Source organism: Eubacterium ruminantium (assembly GCF_900167085.1).
Classification (GTDB): domain Bacteria; phylum Bacillota; class Clostridia; order Lachnospirales; family Lachnospiraceae; genus Eubacterium_Q; species Eubacterium_Q ruminantium.
The window spans coordinates 17,395-37,297 of record NZ_FUXA01000009.1 but is presented as its reverse complement, the minus strand read 5'-3'; the positions used below and the strand labels follow the sequence as shown (position 1 = coordinate 37,297).

9 protein-coding genes are annotated in these 19,903 nt (G+C 37.0%); all 9 read left to right on the top strand.

Going from position 1 to position 19,903, the window contains the following annotated elements; genetic code table 11:
* Positions 1-8 precede the first annotated feature (8 nt).
* The 9 genes from B5D25_RS07690 to B5D25_RS07650 all read left to right on the top strand — a co-directional run bounded on the left by B5D25_RS07690 (position 9) and on the right by B5D25_RS07650 (position 19,828).
* Positions 9-1,292 carry a signal peptidase I gene (locus B5D25_RS07690; protein ID WP_078787393.1) on the top strand — a complete coding sequence of 428 codons (1,284 nt, stop codon included), beginning with the start codon at positions 9-11 and terminating at the stop codon, positions 1,290-1,292.
* Positions 1,293-1,316: 24 nt separating this feature from the next.
* Positions 1,317-1,844: a hypothetical protein gene (locus tag B5D25_RS07685; RefSeq protein ID WP_078787392.1), complete on the top strand. Its 528-nt coding sequence runs from the start codon at positions 1,317-1,319 to the stop codon at positions 1,842-1,844.
* Between the two features lie 69 nt (positions 1,845-1,913).
* Entirely contained in the window at positions 1,914-2,138 is a 225-nt protein-coding gene (locus B5D25_RS07680; RefSeq protein WP_078787391.1) for a hypothetical protein, read from the top strand.
* Between the two features lie 237 nt (positions 2,139-2,375).
* Entirely contained in the window at positions 2,376-3,482 is a 1,107-nt protein-coding gene (locus B5D25_RS07675) for a hypothetical protein (RefSeq protein WP_242870211.1), read from the top strand.
* A gap of 141 nt (positions 3,483-3,623) precedes the next feature.
* A complete protein-coding gene (locus B5D25_RS07670; protein ID WP_078787390.1) occupies positions 3,624-5,237 on the top strand; it encodes an O-antigen ligase family protein in 1,614 nt (537 codons plus the stop codon).
* Between the two features lie 248 nt (positions 5,238-5,485).
* On the top strand, positions 5,486-6,592 hold the full coding sequence (locus tag B5D25_RS07665) for a hypothetical protein (protein ID WP_078787389.1): 1,107 nt from the start codon (positions 5,486-5,488) through the stop codon (positions 6,590-6,592).
* 5 nt (positions 6,593-6,597) lie between these two features.
* Positions 6,598-7,383, top strand: a complete 786-nt coding sequence (locus B5D25_RS07660; RefSeq protein WP_078787388.1) for a hypothetical protein — start codon at positions 6,598-6,600, stop codon at positions 7,381-7,383.
* Between the two features lie 69 nt (positions 7,384-7,452).
* Positions 7,453-8,535: a hypothetical protein gene (locus tag B5D25_RS07655; protein WP_078787387.1), complete on the top strand. Its 1,083-nt coding sequence runs from the start codon at positions 7,453-7,455 to the stop codon at positions 8,533-8,535.
* A gap of 49 nt (positions 8,536-8,584) precedes the next feature.
* A complete protein-coding gene (locus B5D25_RS07650; protein ID WP_078787386.1) occupies positions 8,585-19,828 on the top strand; it encodes a hypothetical protein in 11,244 nt (3,747 codons plus the stop codon).
* Positions 19,829-19,903: the final 75 nt, after the last annotated feature.

Sequence of the window (19,903 nt, the reverse complement as noted above, 5' to 3'; positions counted from 1 at the left end):
TATGAAAAATGAATAAAAAGAAGTCATTGTGCAGAAAGATTGTGGGTGGTTTGGAATGGGCAATCCTTATTTTCAGCATGTGTTTTATGATTTATGTGCTGTCTGAAACGGCAAAGGGTAAAGCTGCAAAAATAATGGGGAGAAGCCTGCTTCACATAGTTACGGGAAGTATGGAGCCTACCATTTCAGTGGATGACTATGTAGTTGTTAAGAAGGTAAATGCAAATACATTAAAAGTTGGGGACATAATAGCATATTACAGTGAAGATCCTGAGATTGAAGGAAGGATCGTAATTCACAGAATTGTAGAAATAACGGAAAAAGGAAGATATAGAACAAAGGGTGATGCCAACCAGGTGCCTGATGATTTCCTGGTAAGCTATGATCAGATCATAGGTAAATATGTCAGAAGATCCGGAATATTTAACTGGATTTCGACATTTGGTAATCCGAAAAAGCTTCTTCTGGTTGTAGTGGTTATACCGCTTTTCTTGATGGCTGTATTTGAGACAAAGAATCTTGCCGGAGCGGTAAAGGATTCGGTTAAAAAGAAAAATGGTGGAATGACTGCCGAAGAACAAGAATTGAATGACAGAATAGAAGAGCTTAAGAAAGAAGCTATAGAAGAATACCTTAAGGAGAAGGAAGAAGCGGATAAGGCTGCTGAAGCAAATAAGGTTAATTCCTTCTGGGTAGGACCATCAGGTGTTAAATCAGCTGAAAGGTCTGCGAAGACTATAAGTGAAGCTAAAATAGCACTCGAAGCTGATAAACTCTGGAAAGAGATAGAGAAAGATTATGATGTAGAAGAATCTCCTGTAAAAAGAGATAAAACCTTCTGGGTACAGGATGGTGCCAATAGCTCCATAAGGGCAATCGGCGCATCATTTAGAGGCTCAAAAAGAGCATTAAATGAAGAGAAGGCAAATGAAAAGGACGGTTCTTCGGAAGATAAAGACAATAAAGAATTACAAAATGATATACAAAATGACGCAAATGATGACACAAATAATGATACAAAAAAGAGTGGCGTTATAGAAGCGGGAGTCGCAAAGAATCTTGTAGAAAATCTTCTGAATAAATCCGGAACATTCTGGATCGGAGATGAAGACAGCGATGAAGCATCAAATGAATCTGCAGCGGATGATAAAGCGGTGGAAGATGCCGTAAAGAATGAAAATGCCGCTGGAAAAGAGAAAAATGCAGCGAGTGATGATGTAAAGAATTATGGCGCCGCTGGAAAAGAGAACAGTGCGACGACAGATGCAAAAGATGAAATAAAAAACAGTTGATTTTGAAACTGTGAGGGCAACGATATGGCTAAAAAGGAAAAGATAAAGACTAAAAAAGAAATTCCTGCAAAAGATATGGTCAAATACACGGCCAGGGATTTTGGTCAGGAATACATAATGAAACGGAAGATGGTCCGTGCGATAGTTTTATCCATTCTTTCTCTGATAGCTTTAGCTGTTTTCGTTGCACTTTATATAGCAGAGACTGCGAAGGTTAAGGAAAAGTTCAGGCAACAGTATAGAAAATCGTTGGATACATTTTCAATGGATCTGGATAACTATTTAAATGCTGATGGGGATTTTGAATTCCGGTACAGGGTTTTACTTTCAGACATATCAAACGTGAACGCATTTGTGTTTCTTGTGGATGATTATGAAGATAAACAGAAGAGTATCAACGGCCTTTATACAGTATTTATCAAGTATCCTGAACAGACCCAAAAAAGGCTTGATGAGGTTGCGGTTTTTATAAAGGATGTCATAGCTAATCTGGATAAAGGCTATGAAGAGATGGATAAATTTGTAGAATCTATAGACAAAAAGGGATATTAGTATTTGAATCATGGAAGACTCGGGGAAATATGCAAGTAATATGAGGCTTCCGTGTGAAAGGAAAAGATTATGAGTAGAAAAAGCAAGCTTAAAAAAGAGATTAAAACATGTCAAAAAACTATAGTAGAGATCGAAAGAAGACGTGCTAGATCCCAGTCTGCGCTGGTTCAGGCCATACTTCTCCAGGAAGAACCAAATGAAGCTGATGTAGAGTGGTTCAATAAATATACAGGTGAAATTACAGCTTGTCGTAATCATATGCTTGAAATGAAAAAAGAACTGGAGTCTTTATAAAAAATTAAGATACATTCTTTTGGGTTGTGACTTTATGTAAATCAATTTGTACATAATGCACAAATGATTCTGTTAAAAGTACGCAAAAACGTTTCGAAATTCTACGTAAATCTTTAATGAATCTAAATAAATTACTTGCAAATATTAATATTTCCTTATATAATTAACTTAACATTTAGAACGAACTTGAATTGAAGAGAGAATCATTCAAAATTTTGGGTAAAGGAGGATAGGCTTATGAGAAAAGACAAGAAACACAAAACAAGTAAAAAAATCGTCGCTTCGGTTTCGATGTTAGCATTATCAGCATCCATGCTTGGAGCTGCAACATATGCATGGTTTACAATGAGTAGAGAAGTAGAAGTTAACAACATCCAGTTAACAGCTACCACACCTGAAGATATTCAGATATCTTTGGGAACAATTTCAGGTCACGGTGATACTACTTCACTGGCAAAGAATACAGGTTACTTAACTGCAAGTGAGGGAAAAGCTACAGTACCAACAAGTGATTATGACTGGTCGAATACAGCTGATATATCTCACTACTATTCATTTGGTAAGTTGATTCCTGCATCATCTGATACAGGTGAATCAATCTTCTTCACACCTGATGCAAATGGTATTGGACAGACTGTAAAGACAGATGCAAAATATTATACAGCAGTTTCCGGAACTACAGTAACAGATAATTATAATGCAACATCTCATATCAATACTGCAACAGAATGGACACCATCCGGTGCTGTAGGTTGGAATTCTACTAATGATGATGGTTATTATATCGATATTCCTGTATGGTTTAGAACATCAAGTACAAAAGGAGCTAACTTATCGGTTAAGGCATATGTTGTAGATAAAAATGAAATCACAGGATTCGGTAAAGATGATTCAGGATCAGTGACAGGTAAAGAACTTTACAGAGCGGTTCGAGTTGCTATCCTTACACCTGTCGGTGCAGCAGCAGCTTCAGGTGGAAACCTTATTCCTGTTGCAGATGGAAATGCTTCAGGTATAACAGATCCATATGCTGGTACTTCTGTACTTGATTGGTATACAGCAACAAGTACATCAGGAACAACTCCTGCTGTAGCTCATGGTGGTGCAATTTCAGCAGTAGCTAGTGAAGCAGCAACATATAATGCTAGTCCTGCGGTATATACAGCCGGAACAAAAGTTGCAACTGTTCCTGCAGGTACAGGTCAGAAATATGGTAATCCTACACAGATTATAGTTAGAGTATGGCTTGAAGGTGAAGATCCTGACTGCTACAACGAGACAGCCGGACAGGATTGGTCAATAAGCCTTAAGTTCAACAATGAAACAGCTAATCCAACACCTTAGTCTGATAGTATATGGATTAAGTTTAAAAGAAAGAATGAAATGATGGTCCCTCTCTTGTACAAGATGCAGGAGAGGGATTTTCTTTGTATATTTTCCGTAAAATAATTATATACAGTAAGTGAAGAGTATTCGGGGGAGTATATGAGCGAGAAAGAAAACAAAAAACCTGATTACAATGATCCTTATGATAAAAATCCTGATATCAAAAATCAACAATCCCTGGATGACATTATGAAAGATCCGGAGCTAGTGGAAAAGATACTTGCCGAGAAGGGGATCAAACTTCCGGAAAAAGATACTGAAGAAAAGGCAAGGATCAATATCGAGGCGATTTCGGTTATTATGAATGGCCTGGTTTTCTTTGTGCTGGGTATTTTCATCACATCACCTTTCATCCAGCTTTTTTGTAGGGTGATAGATGATCTGACTGATTCAAAATGGAATGTCGGCGTTAGCGGAATCGTTGATAATCGGAAATTTATCAATAACTATCAGCATATGATTGGGAATATAAATGCGCTTGTATGTCTTACTGCAGCATTTTTATATATCATGGTGATATACAAGGCCTTTACGAAAAGAAAGAAGATATTCGGGAATATAAAAAAATATCTATCGGCTGCTCTGCCATTAATAATTTTTCTTATGTTCTCTGTGTCTATAATAGTTGTGACTTGTATCAGAGGATTTAATGAGTTTGACAAAAAAGGTCATCCATATATGAATGAAAGTATTTATTCATACATGCTATACCCTTTATCATATTTTTTCTGCGGGTTATTTGTATGGAAAAGTTCGTACAAGAAGATATTGCTGTATGCTTTGATATTTACAGCTTTTCCGCTGAATATTCTTGCGCTCTATAATGAGTGGGGCGGGGGATTTCTTTATTTTCGAGGAAGTGGAGTTGTTGCTGTTTTTCACAACTCTAATCATTATGGTTATTATCTGGCGATGGTGCTTTTCACTTCGGGAATATTATTTGTTATCGAAGAAAAAATATGGCGCAGGATAGTAAGTCTTATTTCCATGATAGTTGCGACTATAGTTCTCATAATCAATAATACATTAGGGGCATATCTTGCAGTAAGTCTATCATTTGTATTATTCATAATTTACAGCATTTTGAGTAATCGCAGGAAACGTGGCGACGACGAGAAAACCGGAAGTGCTCCGGTAAAGCATAAAGGTTTTTTGAAGAAGATATTTTGGCCGGGTGGCTGGCAGTGTGCAATACTTATCCTGGTGATTTTCATAGGAATAACGGTTTTGATGAGTAGGCGTTATAATACTGTTGGCTCGAGCGTATCGGTGATGGTTGGTGATGTAGGAGATATATTGTCGGATCCTATGGAAAATGATAAAGCCGGTTCCGGCAGGTGGAGATTATGGAAGGGGGCAGTCCGGCATATAGTCGAAGAACCGCTTTTGGGATTTGGCGTTGAAGGGCTGCTGATACAATATGAAATCGGAACTCCTCATAATGAGATTTTGCAGTATGCCGAATTTTTTGGGGTAATAACAACCGCACTTTATATTCTTGCTGTATGGCTTGTTATGTGGCGGGTGTTCAGAAACTTTAAAAAGATGAGTAAAAGTACCATGCTTTGTTTCTTCGCATGCTTTACGTATCTTGCTTCTTCATTTTTTGGAGTAGCTATTTATTATACAACTCCTTTTGTTTATATTTTCCTGGGACTTACCTATGCAGAGTACTTGCGGGATAGTATAAAAAATGACGATTTTACGTCATGAAAGACGAATTTTCTGACAATTTAAGAATTGGATTTAAAACCTTAGGGAGCGGCAAAATCACGTGCTAAATTCTTAAGGTTTTATTGATTTTTTGCAATAAATGATGTAAAATACTAGTAAGTGTAACTATGGAGAACAATGGGGTGTTTCTTCTAAAATTTGTACCAATTCAGGGTATTTCCGGATATTGTAGGCTTGTTTATTTGATACTTTATTGTTTGTGATTTCATCTGCGGGGGGTGAGCGGAATGGAAGATGAGAAAGATAAAGATGATGACAATGCCATTATGGTCATTGATCCCAAGATAATTAAATTAGCATCAGTCTTTTTGCTGTCCTTAATTCTGCTTATTTTTGCATGTATCGCATGGTTCACAATGAGTAGAGAGACCGAAAGCGAAGGAGTGCAGATGGCATCTCAAGGAATGAATTATGAGATAGTTTCTTTGTCAGATGGAAATAACGGACTTTATTATGATGATTATCATAGTTTGGTTAAGAGCTCGGACGCTATGGTTTGGCAGATGACGGCAGAAAGCAATATGGATAATTATGAGATTGCTCAGTCGGGTAGTGGTTCAAATGAAAGCGGTTCGGACGAAGAGGAAGAGATAGAATATGGTATCCATCCGGGTTCGCAGGGAGTTATCTCCTTCTACGTAATACCAAAGATAGCACATATTAATCTTGATTTTAGATTTGAGATTATCGGTTATGTAGCTTCTGAAGATGAAGATACAGGCGAGATAGAGATGACAAAGCTTGACAGCACGGCCGGACCTGCAAGATATCTAAATGGACACATTTTACTTTTCGAACAAAGGACTAAAATAGGAAATACTTATACATACTCAAAGCCTATTCTTTCAAACGAAGATATGCTGAGAGTTATGGAGAGCAAAAGTTATACAGGAATCGGAACAAGGAATCAGGTTGATATATATTGGGTATGGCCTAATACCCTCAGCAATATAGTAGATGCTACTTCTTGCGAGAAGATGGTAGTAATTGAAACACCATTTACATCAGGAAATGATTATTCAGCTATAGTTACAAATGTTGAAACCTATCCTGAGTATTATTTGAAAATGGATGGCGAAAACAGTATCAACGGTTCGGGAACAAATACCGGCAATTCATCGGGAACAAATACCGGCAATTCATCGGGAAGTTCAAATGGATCAGGAACCACAGGACCGGGCGAAGTAACAAGGGCTGTGATCGCAAGAGATTATGATATTTACGGTGACTATTACGATCAGGCTGATAATGATATAGGAATGGGAGTTAATTTTATACTTCTTAAAATGAGTGTTAGTGAGAATTCGACAAGCAGTAGTGGTTCAGGAGAGTGATCGGTATGAATAAGACAGATACGAAAGATAAAAAACTGAATAGAGTTCAGAAGATACAGATAATCATCGCATCTGTTCTTACTATCGCCATTATTATCGCTATATCGGTTTATGCATGGTTTTCTCTGGCAAGCAATATGGAAACGATGACGAAGGTCAAGGAACCGGACAATCTTGATATAAGAGCAGGTAACTTTAACCCTATCATCAACTTTGATCTTAATGGTATCAACATTGAAGACATGGCTGAGAATGATCATGCAGAATACAGAGTATTCAGTGTAAGTGCCGGTGATTACAAGATTGCTTACAAGCTTCAGTTGACACATACAACGAATATTCCTTTCAAATACACTCTTTATTCAGCAACTTGGATGAAGGATGTGACAGAGCAGGACAGTGCCAATTCATATGTTGAATATCATCCGATAAATGATGATTCGGTTATCTCATATTATCAGATTGGAGAAGAGATTCCGCTTCATGAGATCAATCCGGACATGAGTAATGAGAATACCTATGGACGTGTCATCGCAAGAAATTCAGGAAAGATCTACAACGATACATATGACGGGGCCGGGGATTCGCCTGAAATATATGCGGTTCCGATTTACAGCCAGACCGGTTCGATAACACCGGCCAATAAGGAATCAAATGAACATGATTATTATGTATTAAAAATAGAGTGGGATAAAGAAGCTGCAAATAAAGGTTTCACAAAGTGGAATAAAGCAGAGAACAATAAGGAAACAGATATAATCTGTATCACAGCAAGCAGAAGTACTCACTGATTGGAGTGAATAAAGATTCCCACATAAATGATAGTAATATATCAGATATCGAGGAAAGGAGGCAGGACCGTGAAAAAGATACTTAAATTCATAAAGAAAAACTGGATAAGTGTATGGCTTGTAACGGTCATTGCCATTTCTGCAGGTATTGCAATTACATATGCAGCATATACTGAAGTATCTGTTGTTAAGCGAGTTGTATCTACCAAGGAATCAGAAGGTGAGCTTTTCTCATCTAACTGTATGAGACAGGATCTTTCGAGCAGAATGCTTTCTACAAGCCAGTATACAGTAACTGTCTGTAACTATGACCAGGATAAGCTGCTTACATTCAGCCCTGCACAGATAACATATGATTTCTATGCAGAACTGCAGGTCAAATACGGAGATGAATATCTGAATATGGCTCAGTTCCTTTCAAGACTTCAGCAGGATGATCCGGACAATGCTGCAACCAGATATCAGGAAATTGTAAATAAGATTTCTACCAACTACTATGTGGCAAAGCAGGAAGATGATACAGCAAGTGTCATTTCTCCTGAGGACAGCGCAGAGCATTACTTTACAAGTGCCGGAAATTATAAGGTTTCATTTGAGGGAGAAACTTTAGCACCAAATGATTCATCAACGGATAAATATAAAATAAAGATTTCAGAGAGTGATTTAAGTAAACAGGATCCTGACTTCTATATACATGTTTGGGCAATGCCATCAGTCAATTCTTTACATACTATCGAATCAAGAATTTACGGAGGAATCAGCGTAGGTAATGCATCATCTTGGGGCGGGATGCTCAGAGAAACCAACAGCAGCGAAGTTGATTATGACTTTTACAACTATATAATTACCGGAAACGGTGAAGGAAAAGTTGACATAATATGGAATAGTGAATATTTCGAGATCAATGAATTTTTCTTCTCAAATATGTCGGGAAATACTTTTGAACAAAATCCTGTAGTAGCTGAGACGATAACTTCAAGTGATCCTTTATACAGTGATTACACAGGTTGGAGCAAGATAACTCTTGAGGTTGATTCGCTTAATGATAAGAACAGATATGAGCTTCAGCTTTATAAAGAAAAAGAAAATATATCTTATACAGGAGAAAATGCAGCATCGAATTATATCAGATGCTTCTTCAGAGAAGATTAGTAAGTTATAGAGAGAATTAGAGAATTATGAAAAAAGCGTGGTGATATATATGAAGTCAGGTAGAAGACCAAGAAGAAAACTGAAAAGAGCATTTAGCTTTTTTATGACATTTGGTTTAATCTTAAATGTTTTATTTGGAAGCGGATTTCCTTTACTGGAGGATAAATCTGCCGGTCTTGTTGTGCGTGCGGCAGAGGAAGAAGTTGATAATGAGACACTTCCGACTTATACTCCGACAACTACTTCATTTACACCGGGCACAGTTTATCTTCCGTCAATCCAGTCAATCGTAGATTACTGTTACCTTTATAAGAGCGACACTTCATTCGCAAGTGTACACCAGAATGATGACGTTATCATGTCTCTTACAAACGATCCGACTAACAGAACTCTCGGAGATAACTTTGTAGGACTTGGAAGTAAGGATTATCCATTCTCAGGTACAGTGCAGTTTGCTGGAAATGCTACACAGCCATTTACTCTTAAGAGAGCATTTTTTGGCTATGTATATGATCACGTTATCCTCTATGGTAATAACAATAAGAATACGGATATTGTTTTACAGCTTACAAGAAATGGTTCTGTAGAAGACGGAAAGAGTTCGCCTCTTTTTGCGGATCATGTACTTCACGGAAATGGAAACAGCTACCCTTGGAATGTGGAAGCTTCTTCTTCAGAATATACATATTCAGGTCTCATCGGAACCATCGATGAAGGTGCAGTAGTAGAAGTTAATTTCGATAATAAATCTTCAGCTGCCATGATTTCGAATTCTGAAGGATATAATAAGAATGTTGGAGCTATCTGCGGTAGAATGAAGAAGGATTCACAGCTTACTGTTACTTATTCCGGAACTGCTAATGTTTCTATCACATCTACAAATGCAAATGCAGGCGGATTTGTTGGAAGTATGGAAGATACTGCCAGCCTTACAGTTAATTCTATTCCTTCAGGATATGCTCCTTCGGTAAATGCAAGTAATGGTTATGCCGGCGGTATAGCGGGTGATGTGAATTCTGACATTTCACTTTCTTTCCCTGCAAATGTCGCCATAGATGGAACTATAGTTGGTAATGGAGCAGGCGGACTTTTTGGTCATTATCTGAATAAGAATCTTACAGAATCTTTCGATATCTCAACATATTTTAATGGAGTAAAAGCAACAGCCGTAGGAACCTATGCCGGTGGACTTTTTGGTGTGTTTGAAAATGACAGTAATGAATCAGACTTCACTGTAACATTTACAGGCACAAATACTTCTGATAATCATAAATCAGGAAATAATAATACATATGATAAAATAGGACATTATGGCGGACTTATAGGAAAGTATATTACAGGAAAGTTAAGTGACAGTCTGGTTCTTTCTGATCTTGAATTTAAGTCGGAATCAGCTTTATCCTTCATGTCATACGGTGGTGTTATAGGAATAGTTGAGAATGATGCTTATATTAAAGTTGATACGATTGACGTTACAGCTAAAGGAACCGGAAGAAGAGATACAAAAGGAGCTTACTTTGGAGGAGTTATAGGAAGAACTTCCGAAGAATGCGATGTATTTGTAGACCTCGGAGATTATAAACTCAGAACGGGAAGTGAGAAATTCCGAGGAGGCGGAGTTGTAGGTTCATTTAAAAATGGCGTCCTTAGAATAAGTGGAACAACAGATTTATCTTCAGCTGCGACATATGGCACATATTCAACAAGTGACAATACGGCGAAGATTGAAAGCTGTTATGGTCAGCTTGTAGGAGAAAATGATAACGTCCTTGTATATGCACTCGGAAATGGTGAAGATTCTGATCCGGCTTCATTTGAAGATGAAGGCGCCGGAAAGACTGTTGGATGGAAATACATCCGTTCAAACGGCTCAGTTGCTGATGATCTTGGTACATGGGGCGAAGTTGTAAGAATTGTAAGTGACGGCTCAGATGATATGAATATCGAAACAGCCGGTATCGTGACATTTAATCCGGCTGCACATACGGTAACTTTGGCAGCGGCTGTCCCAAGTAATATGAGTAACACTGTTGAATTCACAAAGACAGCACTTAATATAATGCTTAATAATGGTTCAAGCAGTGATATTATCACATTCAACGGTGGTTCAGCACGTGATACCCTTCTTGCAGGAAATCTTTCCATCGACAGTGACATTTCTCTTGCAGGAACAGGTATAAATGGATTTATGAGAGATGGCTCTCCTTCTATATCAATAAGTGATACAGGAAGTGTCGGAGTTTATACAGGAACATTTAATGGTGGCAATCATACAATAACATTTGCTACCGGCGAAGCTTATGGTAAGGATTATCAGGGAAATGCAGTTTCCGTATCATCGGAAGGCGTTGGTCAGATATATCGCCATCAGTATAATGGTCTTTTCTCAGTTATCGGAAATGGAACAACAGGCACCGGAAAAGTTCAGAATCTTACAATCGGTGGAAATGTATATATACATAACGCAGGACCAAATGGAATGAGCTACGGTGGTGTGGCTGCACGTTCTCATGGTAATACAACGTTAGAGAATATTACAGCTTCTCAGATTGTAAATTATTATGAAAATAGAAATACAACGGGTGCAACAGCCGGATGGGCAAAGTACCTTGGTGGCCTTATCGGTTATACAGATAAGGAAGAAGATAACGGAACAGTTGATATAAAAGGCACAACTGTTATTGATACTACATTTAATCTTAGCGGAAAGCTTAAGGACAGATTCATGTGTGCCGGAGCAATAGCCGGTGTTAATTCTAAAAAGATTAATATCAAATTTGCAGAAGGTTCTTCTGACTCATTGACAGTAACCATGGATAGTGTTCCTGCAGTAGGAGTTGGATCTGATACTGCAGTCCGCATAGGTGGACTTATATCTTATGTTGATAAGGTAGGAAAATATAGCGATAAAAAAATAATAGTTGATCATACAACTTTCGGAAAATCAGATAATCCACTGAGGTTAAGTAATCCATCGACACAGAGCGTAGGTGGTTTATTTGGATATTCTTGGAATATTTGTGATGTTAATGTTAAGGGAGTAACTGTAACAAATGCAAATCTTGATTATTCAGCTCCTGAAGTTGGTATATTCGCATATGCAGGAACAGGTAGATGGATAGTTGATTCGGTTAATGTTGATGGACTTACACTTACAGGTGGTGGAAGTACATCACTTGGCATACTTGTAAATAAGATGTATTCGTTGGAAAGTGATAATGTTGATGGAGCACTTTATCTCGATGTTCTTAATAAGGGATATGTGCTTAATGGAAGTGGCATTAGTCTTCCGGGAACTTTGGGAGTATATGATGAGATAGCAGCGTATTCGGCAACTGATGTTATTAAAGGTAATGCGGGACTCATTTCTATCAATATGAATAGTTCAAGAAGTGTATCTGAAGCTAAGATTACAACTACAGGTACATATCAGAATAAGCTCGGTACTACATCATCGGCAGCGCTCACATCTTCAAAATATGCAAATCCTAATTCGAGATATTACTATAATATCGACAAAATGAGTACTTCAAATGCAGGTCAGAAGCTTGTATTATGGAGTGCTAAAAAGTATGTTCACTCAAGTATCAGTGATACAATAACTGATTCGGGCATGGCAGATAGTAATGTTACAGGAAATGCAGATCTGACAGGTCTTTCATATTATCCTATAGCTGTAGCGGATAGTTATACACTCAAAGATCTGAATGTAACATTTGATTATGACGGATTATATACAACAGCTGAGAATACATTTACTAATTCAGTAGTATCTGATAATTATATTCGTGATCCGGGTGCTACAAGTACTGATAAGAATCAGCATTATTTGATGCATTCAGGACTGTTCATCGATCTTCCGGCAGGTAAAACTATAAATGTTTCAGGAACCTCTTCATTGAGTGGTTCTTTCCTTGAAGTTGATAGTTATAAAGCGTCACTGATAAGTGGCACTATGAGAGGAAACTTGAATATTTCGGGAAAATTTACTCTGAATGAACTTGTACCTAAAACAACAGGTGATACTGCATTTAGTAATGGTTATCTTCTTGTTAATTCCATATCAAGACCGGACGATCAGGTTCCAACAGTATCCGTAGATATCAGCGGATTGGGTGCAAGCGGATATTCTTCAGTAACACTTCCTATAGCGCGAAGCCTTATAGGTAGTGCAGATGGTAGAGGTTTTTCATTCAACCTTACGAATATAAAACTTGATGGTAGAAAAGCAACTGTTCCTGATACAGCCAATAAAACAGAACTTAATTCATCATTAACTGATACTTATGGTACATCCAGATCGTTATTCTCGCATGCTACACTGTTCTACTCAATCAATACAGATCAGAATGCGGAGATGTCGTATAATTTCACACATGATGATGACTGGGGAACAGAAGGATCAACAGTTAAAAGAGATGTTACATATGGTATGGAGATTTCTCACACAGTAGAAAACTGGGATTCAGAAGGAAGTAAGTCTCGTCAAAGCAAGTACTCAGGAACTAATAAGAGCTATACTCGTCCTGATGTAGGAACTGTTGATCAGGAATATGATTTCTCTAAATCGGTATTCCTTCCATATGTTTATCAGCCATTTAATCCGGATGCAGATCATTCGGGAAAATATTATAGAGAGTTAAAAGTTAACTACCTTCTTGAGATAGAGTCAAAAGGATGTGGAACATATAATGATCCATATATCATTGAAAGTGCGGATCAGCTTGTTGCGATAGCTAACTTTTTAAAGAGTGGTAATAGTCCGATTCTTAATTTGGGTAGTATTACATTACCAAAAGATTCATCAGCATTTAATGGAATAGCTGCAAATACCACAGGAAATCGTTGGTGTACTGATAAAGAAGGGGACGGTTATCATGCTGAGTACACTGCAGAAGTAGGTACGGATTTTACTTCTGAAAATGGCAGTGCTTGGCAAGAAGATAATGTTAAATACTATCTTGCAAATGCATATTATAAGATAAATAAGAATATCGTACTTGACAGTACATTTCCGGGACTTGGTGGTCCTTCAGCCAATACAGCATTTAGAGGAGTAATCGTAGGTGATACCGATTCTGAAGGCGCACCACTATATACAATAACAAATAAAAGTAGCAATCCATTTATAAATGTATCAAATGGATGTGTAATTAAAAATGTAAATATTAATGTTAACTTTTCGAGTGGAATTTCTCTTGAGCAGCAAAATGCGGCATATGATAAGGCATATTTTGGATATGAGTATGAATCTACAAATACATGTAAGTTCTATGGAGGAATTATTGGTGAATTGATGGGTGGAGATACCATCATTGATAATTCATATATAACTTTTTCCAATACAGCTATAACACTTAAAGGAACAAACGGTACTATAGTTCCTGTAGGTGGATATGTTGGTGTAATAGTATTCGGTGGACTTATATTTAAAAATATGGATGCAGAAAAAACTACTATATCTGCAACCGGTTTAAGAGTAAATGCCATTGGAGAAAACTACAATCTTGCTAATAATGGTAACAAGGAAGCTTGGGCGGCTATCTATGTCAATCCTATAGTAGGTCGTGTCATCAATGGATATGCAGTAAATGAAACTGACCGGTTTTCAGTAACTGAAGATAATACATATCATGATGATGCCAATAATGGTGCAGGTACTACCAGATCAGGAGTAGTACATACTCTTAAAAATGGTAAAAAGCATTATTCAATAGCGGATATTGATAAGACTGAAACAGATAAGCTGGATGTAACGAGTGTTCCTTCAAATGCATCTACAGATGGTAATATCGATGTTCCTAATGCACAGGCACTATTTATATTATCGTTGATTACACAGTCTACAGCCGGAACAGCAAAGGCTATAAAAAGTTCAGGGGCAGGGTCACAAACTGATGTAATGACAGAAACAGGCCGTGAAACAGATGATGAAGGTAATGTAACAATTTATAAAACCAGAAATATCGTTAATAATGGAGCACTTTGTGATTACACAAATTCACTTTCATATGGTACATATGATGATTTGGTTTATGGTATGAGTCACAATGCTTCATACAATGATGTTGGAACATCTGGAGAATCAAGTGATGATTATAACTCTTATATAAATGGTGACACAGCAGCAAATTCTGCTTTACCGTATATTATCAGGCATTATACAGAAGGAGAATATGGTACAACAACATCTACAACAACTTCAACAGAGGTTGAAGAGGCATCAGCTGAAGGGAGAACGGATGTATTCAATGGTGATGATCCTGATGGAAAAGAAATATATATTTATTCCGGCGGTAAATATTTGAATGTAAATAAAGTAGTTGACGTTGGATTAGAAGCTACGGCAAGTATCAGTAGTGCGACAAAGTTATTGTTTACTAGGCAGAATAGTGGTGAAAATGCCGGTAAGTATATTATTTCTTTTGAAAGCAGCGGAACAAAATATCTTGCATTTAAACAAACTGGTAGCTCTAATGAAAAAAGAAAGCTTATTGTAAGTCCCACACCATATTACTTTGATGTTACAAAGCTTTCATCGGGTAAATGGAATATAATAGGAAACATTTCTGAAGAAGAAAGAAGGTATATAGGCTTAAGAAATTCAACTCATATTACAGGTCAATTATCAGATAGTAATGATACTGCGCTGACACTTTACGTTTATATTCCACCCACTTCTATTACTACCACGACTATAACCACAACGAACACCACAACAACAGGTTTAAGTTATCCAGCACGATGTGTAACCAGTACAGCGGGATATTATGATATTAATTTGACTGGAAATGGAACATATCAGTTACCTGATAGTTATCGAGGAATAGGAAGCATTGGAATTTATGATGAGGCTGTAGATAACACAGCAAAGTTCGGGATAAAACTCGATATATTTGATGGGAATGATTGTACGATTGATCAGGATATTTATTTAAATAAGTTTAAAATAGATAATTATTTAAATATACTTCATTCTGGTACAACACAGAATTTCAGCGCCGACAATATAAATTATTTCGGAAATGCTACAGGTGGTACAAATAAAAATAATGGTATAGGTTTATTTGATCGTGTTAATACCAAAAATTCAGACAGTAAAATTTATAATTTTACGTTGTCAGGATCGGTTAATACGGAGATTTATTCGAATGAGTATTTAACATCAAATCAAGAACAGATATATACCGGTGATAGTTCGGCACTATGGATTAGTACAGGCGGTGTTTGTGGTTGGAGTGGTAATGGAAATTGGATTACCTTTGACAACATATTAATGAATAACTTGTCTGTTAGAGGTTCAGGGTTTATCGGCGGACTTCTGGCATATTCCGGAACTAGCAGTGAAAGTGTTTTGGTTAAGATAGTAGAGTGCGGTGCTAATGATATATCTATTGAAATGACAGCTTCGCATAAAGTAGATACGGATTCATTTAAAGCGAGAAATGGAATGGGATGTTTTGTAGGCAAGGTTCTGGAAGGTGGTGTTGTTATCTATGGCACATCTGCTGAAGATAGTAATACTAGTCTTGAAGATTATTCAACTGTGAAAATCAAAGCGTTCGATTTTGCAGACTATAGTAAGGAATATTATGTGTCAGCAGGAGGCCTTGTAGGATTTGCCGGTAATGGATGTAAAGTATATGACATGAAAGTTATGCCATCCGAGGGAAAGAGTATTACGATAGGTTCTGATTTGACCAGATATGCCGGAGGACTCGTTGGGCTTATGCAGCCCTATAAAGAAGGACAACAAACATGTGTGGCCGAATTCCATAATTGTACTGTCGAAGAAATCAATATCAACGGTCATTATGCTGGAGGTTTTTATGGAGGAAAATGGATTAATAATTATGCACCTTATAGAATAGAATTGGATAACTGTCAGATGCTTGGTAATGAAAATATAAAAAATACAATAAAAGGAAATGAAATGGCAGCTGATGGTTATGCAGGTGGATTTCTTGGATGTGGAAATGTTTATACAAATGGAAATCCTAATATCCATATCAAAGATAGTATTGTATCAAATTATATTATAACATCTGATTCATCAAATGCTTCAACAGGAGGCTTTATAGGTTATTCAGGTTCATATACTAATAACAGTTCGATTACTTGCTATATTCATGATAGTTCGGTTGAAAATTGCATTGTAGGAACCGGAGATAATTATTCTGGTGGAGCTATAGGTAAAGTAGTAAGAAAATCAGCTAGTAGTAATAATAAAATATTAGGTTATAACATTAAGCTGGATAATGTTACAAGTGATAGTTCTAGTATAGGTGCTTGGATTGGAAATGTTGCATCAAATGATAATACAACATCTATCCAGTTCACAGGTGTTGGTATCTATGGAAATGGTTTTGCTAGAAACGTTGGTAATAGAACAAACTTCTCTAAGGCTTCCTTCGTTTTCGCCGATTACACAGGTGCCTGCAATAACATTTCTGATAATTCAGGCAGTGGTAGTACAGATACGATACCTGTTTCGAATTTGAATAAGGGTACTGTTGTAGATATGCCAAAATATCCATATGTAAATATTAATCCTCAGTCTGATATAGGAACTGATGAGATCATTTCAGGAGACGGTGCAGTTTTATATAATGGAACTGTTTCGGGATACAGCGGTTATACTTCAGCAAATACAATGGCTGCAAAGATTTACTCTGAGAAGAGTACTTCAGGAACAGCACAGCAGTATTATTCTACATTTGAAGACACGATTATCAAGGGAAATGATAAGTTGGATGCTTATCTGAAGCGCGGTATAAATGATGATGGTGACAGAATTTCTACTTATTATACAGAGAAGAAAACTTCTGCTCCTTCAGGTGTTGATGACTTTGCGGTAATAGTTATTGCCAATAATGACAATACTGAAACAACAAATCTTATCAATAGGTATATTCAGCTTGTAACCAATACTACAACTGATTATGCATCAACAAATGAGTATTTTGATGTGGATATAAAAACTTGTAGATTCAATTCGGGAGCATTTACAGTAGATAATACAGTTTTACCATCTATATCAAATGATACAAGTGCAGGGACTTTCTCCCTTGTTGGTGAAAATGCCGATTCTAAGAGAGGCAATACATTTACCCTTATAGATGTTAAGTTTAAGGATCCTATGTATCCTGATAAGATTGCTTATCATCTGTATGTTCCTGTATATACCATCAAGCAGATTGAGGTAGAGTTTAGTGCAGCGGCCGTCAGTGAAACAAACTCAACGCAGTATAATAAGGATACAGGAGCTGTTACGGCTTCAGAATATAATGCAGTTATCAATGATAATTCAAAGACGATGCATTTCGACAGTTTGAATACCTGGATAACACAGTATGTTCGTTTTAAGTACACAAAAGAAGATATAAACGGATTGATCAATACCAACAATCTTAAGTGGAATCATGATAAGTTTGTAATATTTGATACGGCTAATGGTGATACAAATGCCAGACTTCCGGATAATACCTACATGGTACTTGTAGATCCAAATGGTGGTTCAGACAGAGTATTTTACATGGACGGTATGACGGGTAACAATGGAGTAGGCGGATTCGAAACATATGTTAAAACCGATGGCGGAGCAAGTTCAAATAACGGATGGATCATAGATTTCAATAAATTCAAGAACGGCAATACGAATTTCACAGTTAATGATTTTGTTGATACTATAGCTCCGGAACTTAAATGTACAACGGTTAGCGGAACAGGAAATTACAATACAGGCGGAACAGCTTCAAACTATGATATTTATTCATATGATGAAAACGGAGATAAGGTTTATTATCTGTTTGCTGCCGCGGGAAATGGTAATACTCTTATAGAACTCAATCATGATTATACAGAAGATTACTATTTAAGTATGTATGTTCCGTTAAATGAAGGAGTCTATAATAACGAACTTTACTGGTATGAGATAACAGTAGATGATACTCTTGAGAAACCAAATAAGGTGGGAGCAAGTTCAGCCCATGTAAAGAATATGGATCTTGTGAATAAGACTAAGAAGTTCACAATGTTCGTGGCTGACCTTTATGAGCAGACTACAACAAATATGCTCAACGTATCACCGGAAAATGAGCAGATTACTTCAAATAACAGAGAGTTAACGGTAACTGCGAGAACAGAGATAAGAGTTAAGAACAGAGCAGCTTTGATCCATCTTGTATCTGCAGACCTTTATCATTCATTTAACCTTTCTCTTACAAGATATTATAATGATGGTTCAACTTTAAAGAATATCGTAGGTCTTGACAGAGATGAAGATCAGAATCCGGCAGAATATGACAAGATAAAAGCCAGATATAGTATTGATTCGGATTTGAATGATGAAAGTCCTGAATGCTACAACATAAATCTGAATAGTGATGAAGGATTTATAAATGTTCAGACATCAGGTACATCTGTTATGACTCAGCTGCTGGCGGATCAGAATCTGGCAACACCGAAACCGCTTGTTATTAATGCGGAGGTTGTGATGAAGTTCGATGCCGATAAGATTGATAATGAATTCCCACTTGGTACAGGAAACACTTCAGTCGGTGTTAACGTCGGAGCAACATCAAACCTTGCATATAAGGGTGATGCTAACAGTCTTGCATATTCAAGTATGGCGAAGGCATTTACACCTCAGGATTATCATTACTACTATAGAGAGTCTGTTGATACAGCGCATTTATATTATTCAGTAACAGGCCTTCTCGATCAGTATGATAAGGATGGTAGAAGTAGTGAGAACCATTCAAGACTCGGTATCAACGGAAAGAAATCTGATACACCGGAAGGAATGGAGATTAAAACTACAGCTACATACAACGTTACTTCTATAAGTGGACATGAAAATGCAGATCATATAAGACTTTCATTCTCGCTTCAGCAGAAGTATGATATCAAGAATGGAGGCACTGTAACCGGTGTTGAATATAGAGATGTTCATATAGATGACTATCTCTCAGGAAATGTTGTATTTTCTTCAGGTTCTGCGAGTGAAACTGTAAATATCACTTCCGATATGGATAAGATATATGTTGATCTTCCGGCTGAAGATTGCGAGACAATTGATGATGGTGTTTATAAGATATCAATTACATTCTATCCGGTAACAGGTGATGGATTTACGGATTATGCAAATTATAAGATAAATCTTTTTGCTGAACTTTATGATGACGCATCAAATGTAGATCAGCACAGATATCCAAACAGTGGTATCGGAGATTATGTCGTATATACAAATGCTAAGATAATCACAGAATTCATCAAAGATCCGGGCGAATAAATAAGTGCCAAGATTCTTTTATTGGTTATTAAACAGCAATAATCCCGTTCTATGGATATGTAGAACGGGATTTTG

Bases quoted from the DNA above. Each gene is read 5' to 3' on its own strand.
- B5D25_RS07690 (WP_078787393.1), top strand. From the start codon at position 9: ATGAATAAAAAGAAGTCATTGTGCAGAAAGATTGTGGGTGGTTTGGAA.
- B5D25_RS07685 (WP_078787392.1), top strand. From the start codon at position 1,317: ATGGCTAAAAAGGAAAAGATAAAGACTAAAAAAGAAATTCCTGCAAAA.
- B5D25_RS07680 (WP_078787391.1), top strand. From the start codon at position 1,914: ATGAGTAGAAAAAGCAAGCTTAAAAAAGAGATTAAAACATGTCAAAAA.
- B5D25_RS07675 (WP_242870211.1), top strand. From the start codon at position 2,376: ATGAGAAAAGACAAGAAACACAAAACAAGTAAAAAAATCGTCGCTTCG.
- B5D25_RS07670 (WP_078787390.1), top strand. From the start codon at position 3,624: ATGAGCGAGAAAGAAAACAAAAAACCTGATTACAATGATCCTTATGAT.
- B5D25_RS07665 (WP_078787389.1), top strand. From the start codon at position 5,486: ATGGAAGATGAGAAAGATAAAGATGATGACAATGCCATTATGGTCATT.
- B5D25_RS07660 (WP_078787388.1), top strand. From the start codon at position 6,598: ATGAATAAGACAGATACGAAAGATAAAAAACTGAATAGAGTTCAGAAG.
- B5D25_RS07650 (WP_078787386.1), top strand. From the start codon at position 8,585: ATGAAGTCAGGTAGAAGACCAAGAAGAAAACTGAAAAGAGCATTTAGC.